This is a genomic window from Micromonospora sp. NPDC049366 (assembly GCF_044466625.1).
GTDB lineage: Bacteria > Actinomycetota > Actinomycetes > Mycobacteriales > Micromonosporaceae > Micromonospora.
In genome coordinates, this window is sequence record NZ_JBITMV010000004.1 from 39100 (window position 1) to 57028 (window position 17929).

The 17929-nt window shown below is 75.2% G+C and carries 12 protein-coding genes and 1 pseudogene; 6 read left to right on the forward strand and 7 right to left on the reverse strand.

What is annotated here, in order from left to right; all coding sequences use genetic code 11:
• Window positions 1–47: 47 nt before the first annotated feature.
• Window positions 48–2048: a protein kinase gene (locus ACIBTV_RS07845; RefSeq protein WP_396703256.1), complete on the reverse strand. Its 2001-nt coding sequence runs from the start codon at window positions 2046–2048 to the stop codon at window positions 48–50.
• 135 nt (window positions 2049–2183) lie between these two features.
• Between ACIBTV_RS07845 and ACIBTV_RS07850 the strand changes: the two genes are divergently transcribed.
• A complete protein-coding gene (locus ACIBTV_RS07850) occupies window positions 2184–2384 on the forward strand; it encodes a hypothetical protein (RefSeq protein ID WP_396703257.1) in 201 nt (66 codons plus the stop codon).
• Complete coding sequence (locus ACIBTV_RS07855; protein WP_396703258.1) at window positions 2384–3181, forward strand: site-2 protease family protein; 798 nt, start codon at window positions 2384–2386, stop codon at window positions 3179–3181. The genes ACIBTV_RS07850 and ACIBTV_RS07855 overlap by 1 nt, the downstream gene beginning before the upstream one ends.
• Before the next feature lie 48 nt (window positions 3182–3229).
• Here ACIBTV_RS07855 and ACIBTV_RS07860 read toward each other — a convergent pair whose 3' ends face one another.
• The gene (locus tag ACIBTV_RS07860; RefSeq protein WP_396703259.1) at window positions 3230–4228 is read right to left on the reverse strand and encodes an aldo/keto reductase family protein; all 999 of its coding nucleotides are present in this window, start codon (window positions 4226–4228) and stop codon (window positions 3230–3232) included.
• A gap of 85 nt (window positions 4229–4313) precedes the next feature.
• Entirely contained in the window at window positions 4314–9548 is a 5235-nt protein-coding gene (locus tag ACIBTV_RS07865; RefSeq protein WP_396703260.1) for a WG repeat-containing protein, read from the reverse strand.
• Window positions 9549–9922: 374 nt separating this feature from the next.
• On the opposite strand from ACIBTV_RS07865, the gene ACIBTV_RS07870 reads away from it, so the two are divergent.
• From ACIBTV_RS07870 to ACIBTV_RS07880, 3 genes are read left to right on the forward strand one after another with little or no spacing between them, the layout of a single operon-like run.
• Window positions 9923–10639: an ABC transporter permease gene (locus ACIBTV_RS07870; RefSeq protein WP_396703261.1), complete on the forward strand. Its 717-nt coding sequence runs from the start codon at window positions 9923–9925 to the stop codon at window positions 10637–10639.
• Entirely contained in the window at window positions 10632–11459 is an 828-nt protein-coding gene (locus tag ACIBTV_RS07875; protein WP_396703262.1) for an ABC transporter permease, read from the forward strand. The genes ACIBTV_RS07870 and ACIBTV_RS07875 overlap by 8 nt, the downstream gene beginning before the upstream one ends.
• Window positions 11456–12514, forward strand: a complete 1059-nt coding sequence (locus ACIBTV_RS07880) for an ATP-binding cassette domain-containing protein (RefSeq protein ID WP_396703263.1) — start codon at window positions 11456–11458, stop codon at window positions 12512–12514. Before ACIBTV_RS07875 ends, ACIBTV_RS07880 begins: the two co-directional genes overlap by 4 nt.
• A 423-nt stretch (window positions 12515–12937) precedes the next feature.
• Here the strand turns inward: ACIBTV_RS07880 and ACIBTV_RS07885 are convergent.
• The 4 genes and pseudogenes from ACIBTV_RS07885 to nadA form a co-directional block, all read right to left on the reverse strand.
• A pseudogene (locus ACIBTV_RS07885) lies at window positions 12938–13081 on the reverse strand (helix-turn-helix domain-containing protein); the annotation flags it as partial.
• 74 nt (window positions 13082–13155) lie between these two features.
• Window positions 13156–13761, reverse strand: a complete 606-nt coding sequence (locus tag ACIBTV_RS07890; protein WP_396703264.1) for a DUF3043 domain-containing protein — start codon at window positions 13759–13761, stop codon at window positions 13156–13158.
• Window positions 13762–13829: 68 nt separating this feature from the next.
• Entirely contained in the window at window positions 13830–15185 is a 1356-nt protein-coding gene (gene murA, locus ACIBTV_RS07895; protein ID WP_396703265.1) for a UDP-N-acetylglucosamine 1-carboxyvinyltransferase, read from the reverse strand.
• Between the two features lie 211 nt (window positions 15186–15396).
• The gene (gene nadA / locus ACIBTV_RS07900) at window positions 15397–16596 is read right to left on the reverse strand and encodes a quinolinate synthase NadA (RefSeq protein WP_396703266.1); all 1200 of its coding nucleotides are present in this window, start codon (window positions 16594–16596) and stop codon (window positions 15397–15399) included.
• 44 nt (window positions 16597–16640) lie between these two features.
• Between nadA and ACIBTV_RS07905 the strand changes: the two genes are divergently transcribed.
• Window positions 16641–17801, forward strand: a complete 1161-nt coding sequence (locus tag ACIBTV_RS07905) for a glycerate kinase (protein ID WP_396703267.1) — start codon at window positions 16641–16643, stop codon at window positions 17799–17801.
• Window positions 17802–17929: the final 128 nt, after the last annotated feature.

Consider the following 17929-nt stretch of genomic DNA (forward strand, 5'->3'; position numbering starts at 1 on the left):
CGTACCTTACGGCCGGGCGGGGGGTCGTCGCCTGCCGGCCCGGGCGGTCAGTCGCAGTGCTCGAACGGGCTCGCGTAGCTGTCCCCGCCTGCCGATCCGCCCCAGCGTACGCAGACCCCGGCGGCGCGGGCCCGCACCGGCCCGGCGTAGTAGTCGAACGAGCCGCTGTCGGTGGTACGCGCCTTGCCCTGGACCTCCAGGTACGCCGAGACGGCGGTGCGGGTGCCGACCGCGGTGTCCTTGAGGGTGACCGCGCAGTTGGTGCCGGTGCCCGCGTGGTAGAGCAGGTAGACCCGGCCGGTGCGCTGGCCGCCGCTGGTCAACGTCGCCGAGTCGATCACCTGGTAGCCGGAGCCGCACACCTGCGTCGCCGTGTACGGGTTGGTCTTTCCCGGCTTCGGGCTGCTGCTCGTCGGTGTCGGTCGGGCGCTGGTGCCGCCGGTGGGCCCGGTGCTCGGGGCGCCGCCGGCCGGTTCGCTCGGCCGGCCCGGCGTGCCGCCGGCGCCGGGGGTCGGCGGCCGGGTGCCGCCGGGGGTGGCGGTGGGCCGGTCTGCGGCGGTGGTCGCGTCGGGCTCCGGCGCCGGTGCCTGCGTCGCCTGCGTCGACTCGCCGGCCAGGGCCGGGGCGGGCCGGCCCGTCCCGTCGTCGCCGGTCCGCGTGGCGAGCACGGCGACCGTGGCGACGAGCGCCGCGAGGACGACGACGGCGGCCCCGACCAGCGTTCCGCGCCGGTGCCCGGCCGGTGCCCCCGCGCGCGGGTCCTCGCGGGTGTCCACCGGCCCGCCGGGCGACCACGGTGACACCGCGGGGTGACCGGCCGGCGCGGGAGGGCCGTCCACCCTGGCCGGATGCGCCGCCGGTCGCCCGGCGTCGCCGTGGGTGGCCGCCGCGACCGGCGCGCTGCCCGTGGAGTAGCTGACCGGAGCCGCGACGCCCCCGGGCGCGCGGGTCGACGGCGCCACGACGGACACCCCGGGCGGTGGCGCGACGGGACCGACCGGGTGGCCGGGCGGGGGCGTGGTGGGGCCGACCGGGTGGCCGGGCGGGGGCGTGACGGGGGCGGCGGGTCCGCTGTGCGTACCGCCGCTCGCCGGTGGTGGCGGCGCGGCCGCCGGGGCCGGCACCTGGTCGAGCCCGGCGGCGGGGGCCGGTGGGCCGGCCGGGGCCGGGCCGGCGAGCGCCCACGGCGGGCGGGCCGAGACGGGGATGGTGGCCAGGGTCGCGTCGCGGGCCTCGGCGGCGGCCCGCGCCAGCTCGGCGGCGCTGCCGAACCGGTCCGCCGGCCTCTTCGCCATGGCCCGGGCCACGAGATCGATCACCGCCGGCGGGGTGCCCGGCGGCAGCGGCGCCGGCTCGTCCTGGACGTGCCGCAGCGCCACCTCGAGGGGGTTCTCCCCGACGAACGGGGGCTGCCCGGCGAGGCAGAAGTAGGCGACGGCACCGAGCGCGTAGACGTCCGCGGCGCTCGAGACCGGCTGACCGGCGGCCTGCTCCGGTGACATGTACGACGCGGTGCCGAGCACCATGTTGGCCGCGGTGAGGTTGGCCATGGTCCGCGACCGGGCGATGCCGAAGTCGACGAGCACCACCCGACCGTCGGGCTTGACCAGCAGGTTGCCGGGCTTCACGTCGCGGTGCACGATGCCGGCGAGGTGGGCGGCGTGCAGCGCGTCGGCGGCCTGCGCCACGACCGACATGGTCGACGCGGCGTCCAACCGGCCGGCGCGGCCGATCCAGCCGGCCAGCGGCTCGCCGTCGACGTACTCCATCACCAGGTAGTCGACGCGGCTGCCGTCGGCGAGGACGGCCTGGCCGACGTCGTGCACGGCGACGACGCCGGGGTGCCGCAGGGCGGCCAGCATCCGTGCCTCGGCGCGGAACCGGGTGGTGAACTCGGGATCGGCGACCAGCGACGGCAGCAGGACCTTCACCGCCACTTCGCGTTCCAGCAGCACGTCCGTGCCCCGCCAGACCGCGCCCATCCCGCCTGTCGCCACCCGCTCGCCCAACCGGTACCGGTCGCCGAGCAGCACTCCCCGAGTCAGCACCGGGTCAACTTACCGGCAGGCGCCGACGGGTCGGTCAACCCCGGGGACGTGAGCGAGCGACCCGTCGTCGGCCGGGCCGACTACGCTTGCGGGGGTTCGTCCCACGGGGACTACGGCGGCGAGGGGAGACGCGGCATGGCGTGGAGCTGGCGGTACGAGGGCACGGACGGCCAGTCGGTGCAGGGACCGACGGAGTCGTTCGGCAGCCAGGCCGATGCCGAATCCTGGATCGGTCAGACCTGGCGCGAGCTCGCGGCGTCCGGCGTCACCTCGGTCGCGCTCGTCGAGGACGACCGGGTGGAATACCGGATGAGCCTGCTGCCCACGGCCGAGTGATGGCCTACGACCGCCCGGGCGGGGATTCGCTGCTGCTCGGCGTGCCCCGGGCGGCGTTCCGGCCCAGCCCCGTGTTCCTGGCACTGGTGGCGCTCTTCGCCACCACCGGGGTGCTGGCGTGGAACCAGATCGGCAACGTCCGGCTGGACGTCTTCGGGTTCGTGGTCTCCGGCTGGCTCGTCTCGCTCTGCCTGCACGAGTACGCGCACGCGATCGTGGCGTTCCGGGCCGGTGACCGCAGCGTCGCGCACCGGGGTTACCTGACGCTCAACCCCCTGAAGTACAGCCACCCGCTGCTGTCGATCGCGTTGCCGGTGCTGGTGGTGCTGCTCGGCGGCATCGGCCTGCCCGGCGGCGCGGTCTGGGTCGACCGGCACGCGATCCCGGGACGGCTGCGGCACAGCCTGGTCAGCCTCGCCGGTCCGGCCACCAACGTGCTGTTCACGCTGCTGCTCGTGCTGGCGCTGCGGGTGGGCACCGGCACCGGCGGGTCGATCGAGTTCTGGGCCGGTGTGGCGTTGCTGGCGTTCCTCCAGCTCACCGCGAGCCTGCTCAACCTGCTGCCGGTGCCCGGCCTGGACGGCGGCAACATGATCCAGCCGTGGCTGAACCCGCAGTGGCGCAAGATGTACGACCTGTTCGCCCCGTACGGCTTCATCCTGCTCTTCGCGCTGCTGTGGAACCCGCGGATCAGCGGCTGGTTCTTCGGCGCGGTCTTCGGCGTGGGCGACGCGCTGGGTCTGCCGTCGTGGCTCTACGCCACCGGGTTCGACCTGATCCGCTTCTGGCGGGGCTGACCCCGGTCCGGTCGGGCGCGTCAACGCGCCCGACCGGACCGGGACGGCTCACGGCCGCTGCGCCGGGCTCTCGGTCTTCGCCGGGTCCCGCTCGGTGATCGGGTCGATGATCTCGTCGATCGCCTTCAGCAGGTCCGCGTCGAGCTTCACACCCGCCGCCTTCACGTTGTCGTGCACCTGCTCCGGGCGGGTCGCACCGACGATGGCGGAAGAGACGTTCGGGTTCTGCAGCACCCACGCGATGGCCAACTGGGCCATGCTCAGCCCCGCCTGGTCGGCCAGCGGCCGCAGCCGCTGCACCCGGGTCAGCACGTCGTCGGTCAGGAACTTCGCGATGAAGCCCGCCCCCGACTTCTCGTCGGTGGCACGGGAGCCGGCCGGCGGCGGCTGACCCGGCAGGTACTTGCCGCTGAGCACACCCTGGGCCATCGGCGACCAGACGATCTGACCGACGCCCAACTCCTCGCTGGTCGGGACGACCTCGGTCTCGATGACCCGCCACAGCATCGAATACTGCGGCTGGTTGGAGACCAGCGGGATGCGCAGCTCACGGGCCAGCTGGTGGGCCTCGCGGATCTGCGACGCCTTCCACTCGGAGACGCCGATGTAGTGCGCCTTACCGGAGTGGACGACATCGGCGAATGCCTCCATCGTCTCCTCCAGCGGCGTGCTGTAGTCGTACCGGTGGGCCTGGTAGAGGTCCACGTAGTCGGTGCGCAGCCGGCGCAGCGAGCCGTTGATCGACTCCATGATGTGCTTGCGGGACAGGCCCCGGTCGTTGCGGCCCGGCCCGGTGGGCCAGTACACCTTGGTGAAGATCTCCAGCCCCTCGCGCCGCTCGTTCTGCAGCGCGCGGCCGAGCACCTCCTCGGCGCGGGTGCCGGCGTAGACGTCGGCGGTGTCGAAGGTGGTGATGCCGGCGTCGAGGGCGGCCCGCACACAGGCGAACGCCGCGTCCTCCTCGACCTGTGAGCCGTGCGTGATCCAGTTGCCGTACGAGATCTCACTGACCATCAGGCCGGAGCGGCCCAGGTGACGGAATTCCATGAGCCTGACCCTACGCCCGGCGACGCCGGACGGCCTGCCCGCGTCGGGCGGTCGTGGGCGGGTCCACCGCCGGTCGCGGTCGACCTCAGAGCACCGGCGTGGCGTCGGCGAGCAACTGGTCGATCTCCTCGACCAACTCGGCGCGGCTGTGGTGCACCGGGTCGATCAGGGGCCGGCCGCGCCGGTCGAGCGCACCCCATCGACCGTTGCCCGCCGTCACCAGGAACGCGACCGGGTGGATCACCAGCGCGGGATGCGCCGGCGGCACGATGACCGCGCCGGAACGGTCCACCACACCACGACGACCGCCGACATCCACCACGGCCAGACCCTCGTCGGTGAAGCCCTCCACGTATCGGCCGTCCGCCAGTTCGGTGCGCAGCGAGTGGTAACGGGTCGGCACCACGAGGCGGCCGGCGCGGTCCACCGCGCCCCAACCCTCCCGGCGCACCGCGGCCACCCCGCGCTGGAACGGGCGTACGTCGGCGAAGCCGGGCGGGACCACGACGTCGCCGGTGGGGTCGACGGCCTGCCAGCCCGCGGTGCCGTCCCGCACCACCCAGGCCAGCCCGTCGGAGAAGGGACGCGCCGCGAGGTACGACGGCTCGATCACCGTCGTGCCGGTGAGCGCGATCAACGACCACCGGTCGGTGTCCGGCCGGCGTACCCACGCCAGCCCCTCCTGGAAGTGCTGCGCCTCCGCGTACCGGGCCGGGATGACCAGGTCGCCGTTCGCGTCCGCGTACCCCCAGAGAGCGCCGTCGCGCGCGGGCGCCGGGGGCCGGACCGGCTCCAGGACCTCGTCGCGGCTTCGCGGGTACGGCCCGAAGCCCCGCTCCGCGGCCCGCTCGGCGACCGCGTCCAAGCCGATCCGGACCCGGGCGAGCAACTCCGGATCGCCCTCGCCCCGCAGGTCGAGCGCCCGCTCGAAGTGGTGGCAGGCCTCCATCAACCGGCCCTGGTCGTAACTGCACCGGGCGGTGTGCTCGTGCAGCGCGGCCCGCAACCGGTCGGGCAGCTCCGTCGACGTCGCGCGCGTGAAGAGCTGGTCGGCCTCCAGGAACTCGCCGCGCCAGCGCAGCACCTCCGCCAGGCGGGCCTGGGCGAGCGCGATCCGGCGCAGCTCGCCGGTCGCCTCCGCGTACGTGAGGGCCAGCCGGCCGTCGGCCAGCGCGTCGTCCAGGTCGCCGAGGATCCGCGACACGACCGCGCGGAGGCTGAGCAGCCGGGCCCGGGCCCGGTTGTCGGCGGACGCGTCCAGCTTCTCGCCCAACCGTCGCCGGATCGTCCGCAGCTCGTCCGGTTCGTCCGACACCTCGCGGAGCGTCGCCGGGTCCAGCTGCCAGCGGTAGCTCGCCAACACCTGCTCCGGGTCGCCGTGCTCGGCCGCGCGCGTCGGCGTCGGCGTCTCGGCCGCGGCCCCGTCCTCGGGCTCCGCCGCGTCCGTGGTCGCCGGCGGTGCGGACACCGGGCCAGCCGGTGGTGCGGACACCGGGCCGGTGGGCGGTGCGGACACCCCGGCGGCCGGCGGCGCGGACACCGGACCGGCGGGCGGTGCGGACACCGGAACGTCGGATCCGCGGGCCGCTGGCGTCTCGGCGGCCTCGGTGGTGGGCGTGCCGTCGTCCCACCCGGAGGAGGGTCGCACCGGCGGAGGAGCCGGCTCGGCAGACGTGTCGGCGGGTGTCGGTGACACCGGTCCGGCGGCGTCGCGCCGATCGGTGGGCGGTGCCGACACCGGCGCGGACTCGGCCGGCCAGGCGGCCGGTGACCGGCCCGTCGACTCTTCCCGCCAGGACGGGTCCGGTGTGGAGAGCGGCGGGGCGGAGACGGATCCGACGGGCGGCCCGGAGACCGGCGGGGCGGAGACGGGCAGGTCGGCGACGGGTTCGACGGGCGGCCCGGAGACCGGCGCGACCGTCCAGGTGGTGGGCGGCCCGGACACGGGCGGGGCCGGGGGAGCCGAGACCGGTGCGGCCAGGGCCGGGTCCGCCGGCTTCGGTGCCTCCAGGGTGGACGCCGCCGGTGCGTCCGGTGTCACGACCGGGTCGGGGTGCGGGGGCGGGAACGTGCCCGAACCGGGAGGCGCGGAGACGCCGGTGCCGGGGGCGAGCGACCGGTCGTCGTCGAGTGGATCCGCGTCCGGGACGACCTGGTCGTGTGCCGGGTGGTCGGTGCCGGGTGGCGACGCCTCCGGGCCGGCCGGCGGTGTGGCGACCGGCTCGGCCACGGGCTGCGGCGTCACCGGCGGAGCCGAGACGGGCCGGGCCGGCGACGGCACGGGAGCGTCCGTGGTGCCCGACCGAACGCCGTCGGGGCGGGTCGGCACGGCAGGCGAGGGAGACGCCGACGCGTCGGCCACGGGCACCCGCGGGGCGGGAAGCACCTGCTCGCCGGCGGCCGGCGGTGCCGACACGGGTTCGTTGGCGGCCGGCGGTGCCGACACGGGTTCGTTGGCGGCCGGCGGTGCCGACACGGGCTCGATAGCGGCCGGTGGTGCGGACACGGGTTCGTCGGCGGCGGGTGGAGCCGACACGGGCTCGCTGGCGGCGGGCGGTGCCGACACCGGTTCGTCGGCGGCCGGCGGGCCGGACACCGGACGGAGGCCGGATTCGGCGTCCGGCGCCGGCCGTGCGGCGGCGGAGGCCGGCGCCGGGTAGCTCGGTGGGGCGGAGACCGGATAGGCCGGTGGGGCGGAGACGGGGTGGGCCGGTGGCGCCGACACCGGGTCGGTCGACGGCCCGGAGACGGGTCGTGCCGGTGGTGCGGAGACCGGGTAGGCGGGTGGTGCGGAGACCGGGTAGGCGGGTGGTGCGGAGACCGGCGTCGACCCGTCCCGCTGGGGCGCGTCGCCGGCCACGTCCTCCCCGCCGGGGTCGGCCGCGTCCGACGGTCCGGCTCCGAACCAGGTGCCGCTCACACCGGCCCGGTCCGTCTCCGGTGGGAAGACCGGAGCGGGCGGATCCGACGGAGGTGGCGGGACGTACACCCGGGGGCGACCGGGGGTGATCGGGGGCGCCGACTCGGCGGACTCGGTGGGGCTGCCGGGCTGGTCGCCGGGCGGCGCGGAGGCCGGCGGCCGGTAGCTCGGCGGTGCCGACATCGGACGGTCGGCCGCGGAGACAGGTCCGCCGCGCGGGTCCGGCGGCGCGGACATCGGACGGTCGGCCGGGAGCGCGGTGCCGTCGCGTCGGTCCGGCGCGGGCGTCGCCCGGTCGGCCGGCGCGGTGGGCCGGTACGCCTCCGGCCGGGCCGTGCCGGGCTGGCCGGCAGGCGGCATCGGTGCGGGTCGGTGAGCGTCCGGTGCGCGGCCGTAGGCCTCCGGAGGAGGCGCGGTCGGGCGTTGACCGCCGGGCGAGACGGGGGACGGGTCGTCGGTGTGCGGGGGCGTGACCCGCGCCGGCCGGTACGGGGTGGGCGGGGCGGCGTCGCCGACCGGCGCGGCCGGGTAGCGCGGCGGTGGGTCGCCCGGGCGGGCCGGGTCCGGGTGTCCGGCGACGGCCGGGGGTGCCCCGGTCGGGGGTTCGGTCGGGGCGGGACGGAACTCCATGCGGAGCCGGGCGGCCGGCGGACCGGACACCGGCGACGGGTCGTCGGGCGACCGGCGCGCGGACTTGGTCGCCTCAGGGCGGGTCACCCCGGATCCGGGCGCGCCGGAGACGGGCGCGCCGGGGATGGGTGCGCCGGCCGCCGGGGACACCGGCGCCGCCGACGTCGGGACGGCCGGAGCCGGCGAGACCGGACCCGTCGCCGGGGACACCGGCCTGCCGGGGTGCGGACCGTGCCCGGCGGCCGGGGAGACCGGGCTGGGGAACGGGCCGTGTCCGGCGGCGGGGGAGACGGGGGCGCCGGGGTGCGGACCGTGTCCGGACGCCGGGGAGACCGGGCTGGGGAGGGGGCCGCGCCCGGGGGCGGGAGAGACCGGTGTGCCGGGGTGGGGACCGTGTCCGGCGGCGGGGGAGACCGGCGGGCCGGAGATGGGCGCGCCGGGGCCGGGCCGGCGGACGGTCGGCGGCTGCGGCTCCTCGTACCGCGGCGCGCGTTCCGGCCGCGCCCCGCTCCACGGCTCGTCGTGGTGGGACGGTGGCTCGGGTCGCGCACCCCGGGGGCCGCCGGGCTCGGCCGGGCGCTGCCGCTGCGGGCGCGGCTCGCTGTGGCGTGCGGCCTCGCGGCTCCGGTCGGGACGCACCGGGCCGGGCGGCGGCCACGGCAGCACGCCGTCGTGCTCCGGCTGGGGACGCTGCTCCCGGTACGCGTCGACGGGCGGGCGTCGGTCGGCGTACGGCTCGGTCCGGCCGGCCGACTCGCGGGGCGGCTGGCGGCGCGGGTCGGACCCGGGCCACTCCGGCCGCTGGCGCGGGTCGGCCTCGTGGCGACGGTCGGTGTCGTACCGCGGCTCGGACGCCTGCCGCGGGTGTCCGTTGTGGTCGGGGCGCCGGTCGTCCTCGTACCGCGAGTGTCCGGCGCGCTCCGACTCCGGCCGGCGTCCCCGGTCCTCGGCGTACCGCTGTCGGGCGGCGGGGTCGTGGTCGGCACGGTACGGCCGGTCGTCGTGGCGTGGCTGCCCGCCGCGTGGCCCGGGCAGGTCCCGACCGTCGGTGTACGGGTCGTCGGGCCGCCGGTCCCGCTCGGCCTGACCCCAGGGGTAGCGGGTGCGGCCGGGCGTCTCCGGCGGACGCCGGTCGTGGCCGGCGGAGGCCCGGTCGACACCGTCGCGCCGGCGGGTCGGTGGCTCCTCGTCCGGCTCGGACATCCACCCGGGCTCGGGGCGGGGGCCGGGCGAGACGGGCGACGCGGGCGGGTACGGCCGGCTCCGGCCGACCGGCTCGGACCGGGACGGGCGAGGCTCCTGGCGGTCGTGGCCCGGCTCGCGGTGCCAGCCGTTGTCCCGGGCGGCCCGGTTCTCGCCGCGGGAGCGGCGGTCGGCCCACTCGGTGCGGCCGTCGGGCACCGGGCGACGGGCGGGTGGGCGCTCCTCGGTCCAGGTGGGCTCGGCGTGCGGCCGGCGGTACGGCTCGTCGTCGTGGCGTTGCCCGGCCCGGCCGTCGTGGCGGCTGTCCCACTCCTCCTCGGGCAACGGCTCGTCGGCCCAGGACCGACCCACGTACGTGCCGTCGGGCCGGGTCGGGGCGAGCGGTGGGATGTCGGTGCGTCCGACGACGCTGGCCCGCCCGCGCGGTGGCGGTGACGGTGGGTGCTGGACGCCGATGTCTCCCGGGTAGCGCTGGCCGGGGAACTGGGGGTGCCACTCGTGGGTCGGTTCGAACACCCAGGACGGTTCGGCCGGGTCCGACCACCGGTCGGGATACCGGCTGCTCATCCGCCGTGCCCGTCGCCGCGCCGGGGACGGGTGTCGATGCCCGGGTGACGCCGTCGGAGGCCGCCCGCGAACGAGGGACCACCGGGCGTCGGGCCGCTGACGACCGCGCTCCGGTGGCCGGCTCGCGTCCGCTCGCTCACGGCGTGTCACCTCGTTGCCAAATTGTCGCGCTGGGCACCCGACCTGCCGGTAGAGTCGCCCGTTCCGGCAGGGCGTGGCTGCGGATGGAGGGTAACGGCGTGGGCTCGGTCACCGCCACTGTGGCACCGGCCACCGCCGCAAACGTTATCCTATCGTTTCGGACATTTAGGGCTATAGCCGTATCCGGTTTCCGACGATACTCCACCTACCGTCAGGCGGCCCTGGCCGGCGTCGTGACCAACGTGGTCTTCGGCTTCCTGCGCTGCTACGTGCTGCTCGCCGTGGCCGGCGCGGCGGGCTCCGCAGCCGGGTACGACCCCCGGCAGCTCGCCACCTTCGTCTGGGTTGGACAGGGCCTGCTCGCCGTGGTCCTGCTCTGGGGCTGGACCGAGCTGGCCGACCGGATCCGCACCGGTGACGTCACCGCGGATCTGCTCCGGCCCGTCCACCCGGTGACCGCGTACCTCGCCACCGACCTGGGCCGCGCCGGTTACGCCGCGCTGGCCCGGCTGCTGCCGCCCGTGCTGGTGGGCCCGCTCTTCTTCCCGGTGCACCTGCCCGCGCGCTGGCCGACGGTGCCGCTCTTCGTCGTCTCGGCCGCCGCCGCGGTCGTGCTCTGCTTCGCCTGCCGGTTCCTGGTCAACGCCACCGCCTACTGGCTGGAGGACGTCCGCGGACCGATGATCCTCTGGACGCTCGGCTCGGGCGTGCTGGCCGGGCTCTACTTCCCGCTGCGGTTCCTGCCGGAGTGGCTCTACCAGACACTGTGGATCGTCACCCCGTTCCCGAGCCTGTTGCAGACACCGCTCGACGTGCTCGTCGAACGCGATCCCACGCCGGTGCAGCTGGGGCTCGTCGCCGTCCAGGTGGGCTGGGCCCTGCTGCTGCTCGGGGCGTGCCGGTGGGTGCAGGGCCGCGCGGAGCGCCGGCTGGTGGTGCAGGGTGGGTGAGGGCGGGGCGGCCGGCCGGGGCGGGGCGCTGACCGCGTACCGGGCGTTGCTCGGCGCGCAGGCCCGGTCGCAGACCGCGTACCGCGCCTCGTTCGTGGCCGACCTGCTGGGCAACGTGGGCGCGACCGTGTTCGACGTGGTCACCGTGCTCGTGCTGTTCGGCGTGACCCGGGAACTGGGCGGGTTCACGCTGCGCGAGACGTTGGTGATGGTCGGCCTGTCCGCCTGCGCGTTCGCCACCGCCGACCTGCTCGTCGGCAACATCGAGCGGATACCCCGCTACGTGCGGACCGGCCTGCTCGACGCGGTCCTGCTGCGTCCGCTCGGTGCGTTGCCCCAGCTGCTGCTGATGGAGCTGCCGCTGCGTAAGGTCTCCCGGGCGCTGTTCGGGCTGGCCGTCTGGGTCGTCGCGCTGGTCTCCGCCGACCTGGTGTGGACGCCGGGCCGCGTCCTGCTGGCCGTGCTCGCCCCGGTCGCCGGGGTGGTCTTCTTCGGCGCGGTCTTCGTGGCCACCGCCACCGTCTCCTTCTTCTGGATCGAGTCGGGGGAGCTGGCCAACTCGGTGACCTACGGTGGGCGTGACTTCACCTCGTACCCGGTCACCGTCTACGGCGGCTGGTTCCGGGGCCTGTTCGCGTACGGCCTGGGCTTCGCCTTCGTCAGCTACCACCCGGCGCTGGCCCTGCTCGGCCGCGCCGACCCGCTCGGCCTGCCGGCCTGGGTGGGCTGGGCCGCGCCGGGCGTCGCGGTGGTCGCCGCCGCGGTGGCGGCCGCGGCCTGGCGCTTCGGCATCCGCCACTACCGGAGTACGGGGTCATGACGGTCATCGACGCGCGCGGGCTGCGCAAGGAGTTCACGGTACGGGTGAAGACCGGGCGGCTGCGCCGTGAGCGGCGGGTCCGCGCCGCCGTCGACGGGATCGACCTGCGGGTGGAGCGGGGCGAGATGCTCGGCTACATCGGGCCGAACGGCGCCGGCAAGTCCACCACGCTGAAGATGCTCACCGGTGTGCTCATGCCCACCGCCGGCGAGGTACGCGTCTGCGGGCTGCGCCCGGTCGCCCAGCGCACCCGCCTGGCCCTGCGCATCGGCGTGGTGTTCGGGCAGCGCTCACAGCTCTGGTGGGACCTGCCGCTGCGGGAGTCGTTCGACCTGCTCCGGCACGTCTACCGGGTGCCGGCCGCCGAGCACGCCGCTCGGCTGCGCCGCTGCCGCGACCTGCTCGACCTGGACGGCTTCCTCGACGTCCCGGTCCGGCAGCTCTCCCTCGGCCAGCGGATGCGGGGCGAGCTGACCGCCGCGCTGCTGCACGGCCCGGAGGTGCTCTTCCTCGACGAGCCGACGATCGGCCTGGACGTGGTGAGCCGACAGGCGGTCCGGGGCTTCCTCGCCGAACTGGGCCGGGCCGGTGACACGACGCTGGTCCTGACCACCCACGACCTGGCGGACATCGAGCGGCTGTGCCGGCGGCTGGTGGTGGTCGACCACGGCCGGGTGGTGCACGACGGCTCGATCGCGCAGCTGCACCACCGGTACGGCTCCCGCCGCCTGGTCGTCGCCGACCTGGACGCGCCGTTGGCGGAGCCACCGGTGCTGCCCGGGGCGCGGCTGCACCAGGTGACGGCGGACGGTCGGCGGCTCGCGTACGCGCTGGAGTCCGCCGGGGTGGCCGAGGTGGTCGCCGGGCTGGCCGGGCTGGCCAGCCTGCGGGACATCGCGGTCGTGGAGCCGGACATCGAGGAGGTCGTCGCGCGGCTGTACCGGTCGCCGGCGGAGACCGGGCCGCCGGACCAGGCGGCACGGGACCAGGCGGCAGGGGACCAGGCGGCACGGGAGCGGGCGGCGCAGGACGGGGCGTCGGCCGCGACGGCGTGAACGCCGGTCAGGGGTGCTCCAACACCAGCACCGCGAAGGTGCCCGGCTCCAGCGCCTCGTACCGGTGCGGGGCGTCAGCGGGAACATCGCGTAGTCGCCGGGGCCCAGCTCCACGAGGTCGGACTCGGGGCCGACCCGGAGCCGGCCGGCGGCCACGACGACGTGTTCGGCGCTGCGGGGGGCGTGGGCGTCCGCGGTCCGCACCGCCCCGGGCTCCAGTTCGATGAGGTACACGTCGCGGCGGACCTGGTCCGAGCCGGCGCTGAGCAGGGTGCCGGTGAAGTCGGCGTGCTCCGAGCGGACCTGCGGGCCCTCGCCGGCCCGGATCACGCGTACGGGCGCGCGCGGCGGCTCGACCAGCCGACTGAACGGAACGCCGAGCGCCCGGCCGAGCGACCACAGCGACTCGATGCCCGGGTCACCCCGAGCCGCCTCCCACTCGGCGAGCGTGGACTCGGCGATCCCGGACCGTTGGGCCAGCTCGGCCAGCGAGATGCCGACCCGGTGCCGTTCCCGGCGCAGCGCGGCGGCGATGACGGCCAGCGGTGGGGCCAGTTCCGGCGCCATTGTTCCCTCCGTCGGTCCGCGTGGTCGCCCACGCAGCGGTTCCTGGTGCCCGGAGGGGGAGGGCCGGCGTGGGGTCAGACCGGGTCGCCGAGGTTGACCCGAGGGGCGGGGGCGCGCATCCGGCGGAAGGTGATCGACCGCATGATCGCGTAGAGGTAGAGGGAGCCCATCCGCTGGTCGCTCTTGGGGAACCGCTCCCGGACGAGCTTGCCGATCTTGCGGGAGATCAGGATCGAGTCGACCACCACGCCCAGGGCCAGCGCGCCCCAGAGCAGGTTGGAGACCAGTCGCACCTCGGCGGGCATCGCCGCGTTCGACCCGATGAGCACGATCAGCGCGCCGCCGAAGAACCAGGTGCCGACCGTACGCCGGGAGTCGACGACGTTGCGCGCCAGCAGCCGCTCGGGCCCCCGGTCGCGCGGACCCCCCTCACGACGGAACTCGGCCGCCGCCTCGGCCCGCAGCTCACGGCGACGGACCCGGGCCTCTTCCTTGCTCAGCGGCTTGGCGGGGGCGCCGCCGCCGGGCCGGCGACCGGCGGCCGGCCGCTTCGGGGTCTCGCGTCCCTTCGCCGGGGTGTAGCCCCGGGAACGGGCGGAATCGGACGACTCGTCCGGCGTCACCGAGGTGACGGCCTCGTCGACGAGGTCGGTGGACTTGCGGCGAAACAGCGACGGCACCCGAAAAGGGTAGCCAACCGTTGGCGCCCGGTGCACATCGCGGTGCACCGGGCGCGAACGGCTCGGGATTACGGCCGCTCGACGTGGGCGCCCAGGTCGGCGAGCTTCGCCTCGAAGTCCTCGTAGCCGCGGTTGATCAGGTCGACGCCGTACACCCGGGAGGTGCCCTCGGCGGCGAGCGCCGCGATCAGGTGGCTGAAGCCGGCCCGCAGGTCCGGGATGACCAGGTCGGCCGCGTGCAGCTTGCTCGGGCCGGCGATCACCGCGGAGTGCTTGAAGTTGCGCCGGCCGAAGCGGCACGGGGTGCCGCCGAGGCAGTCCCGGTAGACCTGGATGTTGGCGCCCATCGAGTTCAGCGCCTCGGTGTAGCCCAGCCGCTGCTCGTAGACGGTCTCGTGGACGATCGACAGGCCCCGGGCCTGGGTGAGCGCCACCACGAGGGGCTGCTGCCAGTCGGTCATGAAGCCGGGGTGCACGTCGGTCTCCAGCGCCACCGACTTGAGCTCACCGCCCGGGTGCCAGAACCGGATGCCGCCCTCCTGGCCAGGCTGGCCGTTGCGCGGCGGCCGCAGGTCGGTGACCTCGTACTCGCCGCCGACCGAGCGGAAGATGTTCAGGAAGGTCATCATGTCGGCCTGCTGCGCGCCGAGCACCTCGACGTCGCCGCGGGTGGCGAGCGCGGCGGCGGCCCAGCTCGCGGCCTCGATCCGGTCCGGGATCGGCCGGTGGGTGTAGCCGTGCAGCTTCGGCACGCCCTGGATCTCGATCACCCGGTCGGTGTGCACCTTGATGATCGCGCCCATCTTCTGCAGGACGCAGATCAGGTCGAGGATCTCCGGCTCCACCGCCGCGTTGCGCAGCTCGGTGACGCCCTCGGCCATCACCGCGGTGAGCAGCACCTGCTCGGTGGCGCCCACGCTCGGGTACGGCAGCGCGAACTTCGTGCCCCGCAGGCCGTTGGGCGCGGACAGGTGCAGACCCTCCGGGCGCTTGTCGACCGTGGCGCCGAACTCGCGCAGCGCCTGGAGGTGGAAGTCGATCGGCCGCGGCCCGATGTGGCAGCCGCCCAGGTCCGGGATGAACGCGTGCCCGAGGCGGTGCAGCAGCGGGCCGCAGAACAGGATCGGAATCCGGCTCGACCCCGCGTGCACGTTGATCTGGTCGGTGCTGGCGCTCTCGACGTTGGCCGGGTCGAAGACGAGCTCGCCCTCTTCCTCACCGTCGGTGACCTTGACACCGTGCAGACCGAGCAGACCCCGGACCACCTCGACGTCGCGGATCTTCGGCACGTCGAACAGCCGGCTCGGGCTGTCGCCGAGCAGCGCGGCGACCATCGCCTTGGAGACCAGGTTCTTCGCGCCGCGCACGCGGATCCGCCCTTCCAGCGGAGTGCCTCCGTGCACGACCAGGACGTCGTCGGTCAACGCAACCTCCAGCGCGTCGATGCTGCTGTGTGATGGGTGGGGCCCGTCATGGTCACCGGTACCCGAGATGCGGCCGTGGTCAAACAGTCGCCTGCGTCGTTGCTCCGGCAGCATAGTCCTCGGGAGCGAACATGGAACCGGTCACACCACCCGCAGCGCCTTAATTCGGCGATCCGGTACTAATACGCACCAAGGTCGCTACGGAAAGTGATCAATTCGTGGTGGGTGCCGGAGTGTCCGCGCCCGGCAGGGCCAGCATCTGGTCCAGTGCCGCCCGCGCGTGCCGGGCGGTGTCCGGATCCACGGTGATCTGGTTGACCACCCGGCCGGCCACCAACTCCTCCAGGGCCCACACCAGGTGCGGCAGGTCGATCCGGTTCATCGTCGAGCAGTAGCAGACGGCCCGGTCGAGGAACATGATCTGCTTGTCCGGGTGGGCCAGCGCCAGCCGGCGGACCAGGTTGAGCTCGGTGCCCACCGCCCACGCCGAGCCGGCCGGGGCCGCCTCGATGGTCTTGATGATGAACTCCGTCGAGCCGACCAGGTCGGCGGCGGTGACGACCTCGTGCCGGCACTCCGGGTGGACCAGCACGTTCACCCCGGGCACCCGCTCGCGGACGTCGTTGACGCTGTCGAGGGTGAACCGGCCGTGCACCGAGCAGTGGCCCCGCCACAGGATCATCTTCGCGTCGCGCAGCTGCTCCGCGGTCAACCCGCCGTTGCGCTTGTGCGGGTCGTAGAGCACGCAGTCGTCGAGCGAGTAGCCCATCTCCAGCACCGCCGTGTTGCGGCCCAGGTGCTGGTCGGGGAGGAAGAGCACCTTCGACCCCTGCTCGAACGCCCAGTCCAGCGCGCGCTTGGCGTTGGACGAGGTGCAGACGACCCCGCCGCGGCGACCGACGAACCCCTTGATGTCCGCCGAGGAGTTCATGTACGTGACCGGCACCGTCTGCTCCGCGACGCCCAGTTCGGTGAGCACGTCCCAGGCCGCCTCGACCTGCCCGAGCACCGCCATGTCGGCCATCGAACAACCGGCGGCCAGGTCGGGCAGGATCACCTTCTGCGCGTCCGAGGTGAGGATGTCGGCGCTCTCGGCCATGAAGTGCACACCGCAGAAGACGATGTACTCCGCGTCCGGGCGGGCGGCGGCCTCCCGGGCCAGCTTGAACGAGTCGCCGGTCACGTCGGCGAACTGGATCACCTCGTCGCGCTGGTAGTGGTGGCCCAGCACGAACACCTTGCTGCCGAGCGCCGCCTTCGCCGCCGCCGCCCGGGCCACCAGGTCCGGGTCGCTGGGCGCCGGGAGGTCGCCCGGACACTCGACGCCACGCTCGGTCGACGGGTCGCTGCCCCGACCGAGCAGCAGCAGTGCCGTCGCGGTGTTGGAGGGTTCTACCCAGGTCGAAGTCACGCCCTCCATGGTCCCACAGCGCGGGCGCGTGGCAGCCGTCCGCGATGTGTGCTGCCACACTGCTCGGCATGCGCGTGCTGCTCTGCCCCGACAAGTTCGCCGGCACCCTGGCCGCCCCGGAGGTGGCCGCCGCCGTGGCGGACGGTTGGCGCACCGTCGCCGACGGTGACGACCTGCTGATCCGCCCACTCGCCGACGGCGGTCCCGGCTTCCTCGACATCCTCGCCGACGCCCTGGACGCCCGCCGCGTGCCGGTGCCCACCGTCGATCCGCTCGGCCGGCCCGCCGCCGGTGAGATCCTGCTCACCCGCGACGCCACCGCCTACCTGGAGAGCGCCCAGGCGTGTGGCCTGCACCTGCTCGGCGCCGACGAGCGGGACCCGAAGGCCGCCACCTCGTACGGGCTGGGGCTGCTGGTCGCCGCCGCGGTGGAGCACGGCGCCCGGACGGTGGTGATCGGGCTGGGCGGCTCCGCCACCAACGACGGGGGAGCGGGGATGCTCACCGCGCTCGGCGTCACCCCGCTGGACGAGGCCGGCCTGGCCCTGCCGTACGGGGGTGCGGCGCTTGCCGCCGTCGCCGCGCTCGACGGCGCGCCCCGGCTGCGCGACGCCCGGCTGGTGGCCGCCACCGACGTCGACAACCCGCTGCTGGGCCTGCACGGCGCGAGCAACGTGTTCGGCCCGCAGAAGGGTGCCGACCGGGCCGACGTGCTGCTGCTCGACGCCGCGCTGGAACGCTTCGCCGCCGTACTGGAGCGGGACCTGCCCGGCTGCCCGCCCTCGCTGGGCGCGTTGCCCGGTGGTGGGGCGGCCGGCGGCCTCGGCGCCGCGATCCTCGCCCTCGGTGGTCACTGCGAATCCGGTATCGGTCTGGTCACCCGGGCCATCGGGCTGGAGACCGCGCTGGACGGGGCGGATCTGGTGATCACCGGTGAGGGCTCCTTCGACCACCAGTCGCTGCGCGGGAAGGTGGTGGCGGGGGTGGCCGGCGCCGCCCGTGATCGCGGCGTGCCGTGCGTGGTGCTGGCCGGTCAGGTGAGCACCGGCCGGCGGGAGGCCGCCGCGGCCGGCGTGACCGACGCGTACAGCCTGGTGGAGCACTTCGGCGGCGAGGCCGGCGGCGGGCTGGCGGAGGCCCTCGCCCGGCCCGCGGACGGTCTGCGCGAGCTGGGCGCGCGCCTGGCCCGGCAATGGAGCAGGTGACCGCAGGTGTGACCCACGCCCCGTGGGGAAGCCCCGAGGTCACGTCGACGGGTCAGCCGGCCCGGAGCGGCCTACAATCAGAAATTGGACCACAGTGGGAATCGCCGGCCGACGCCTGACGTTGGTCG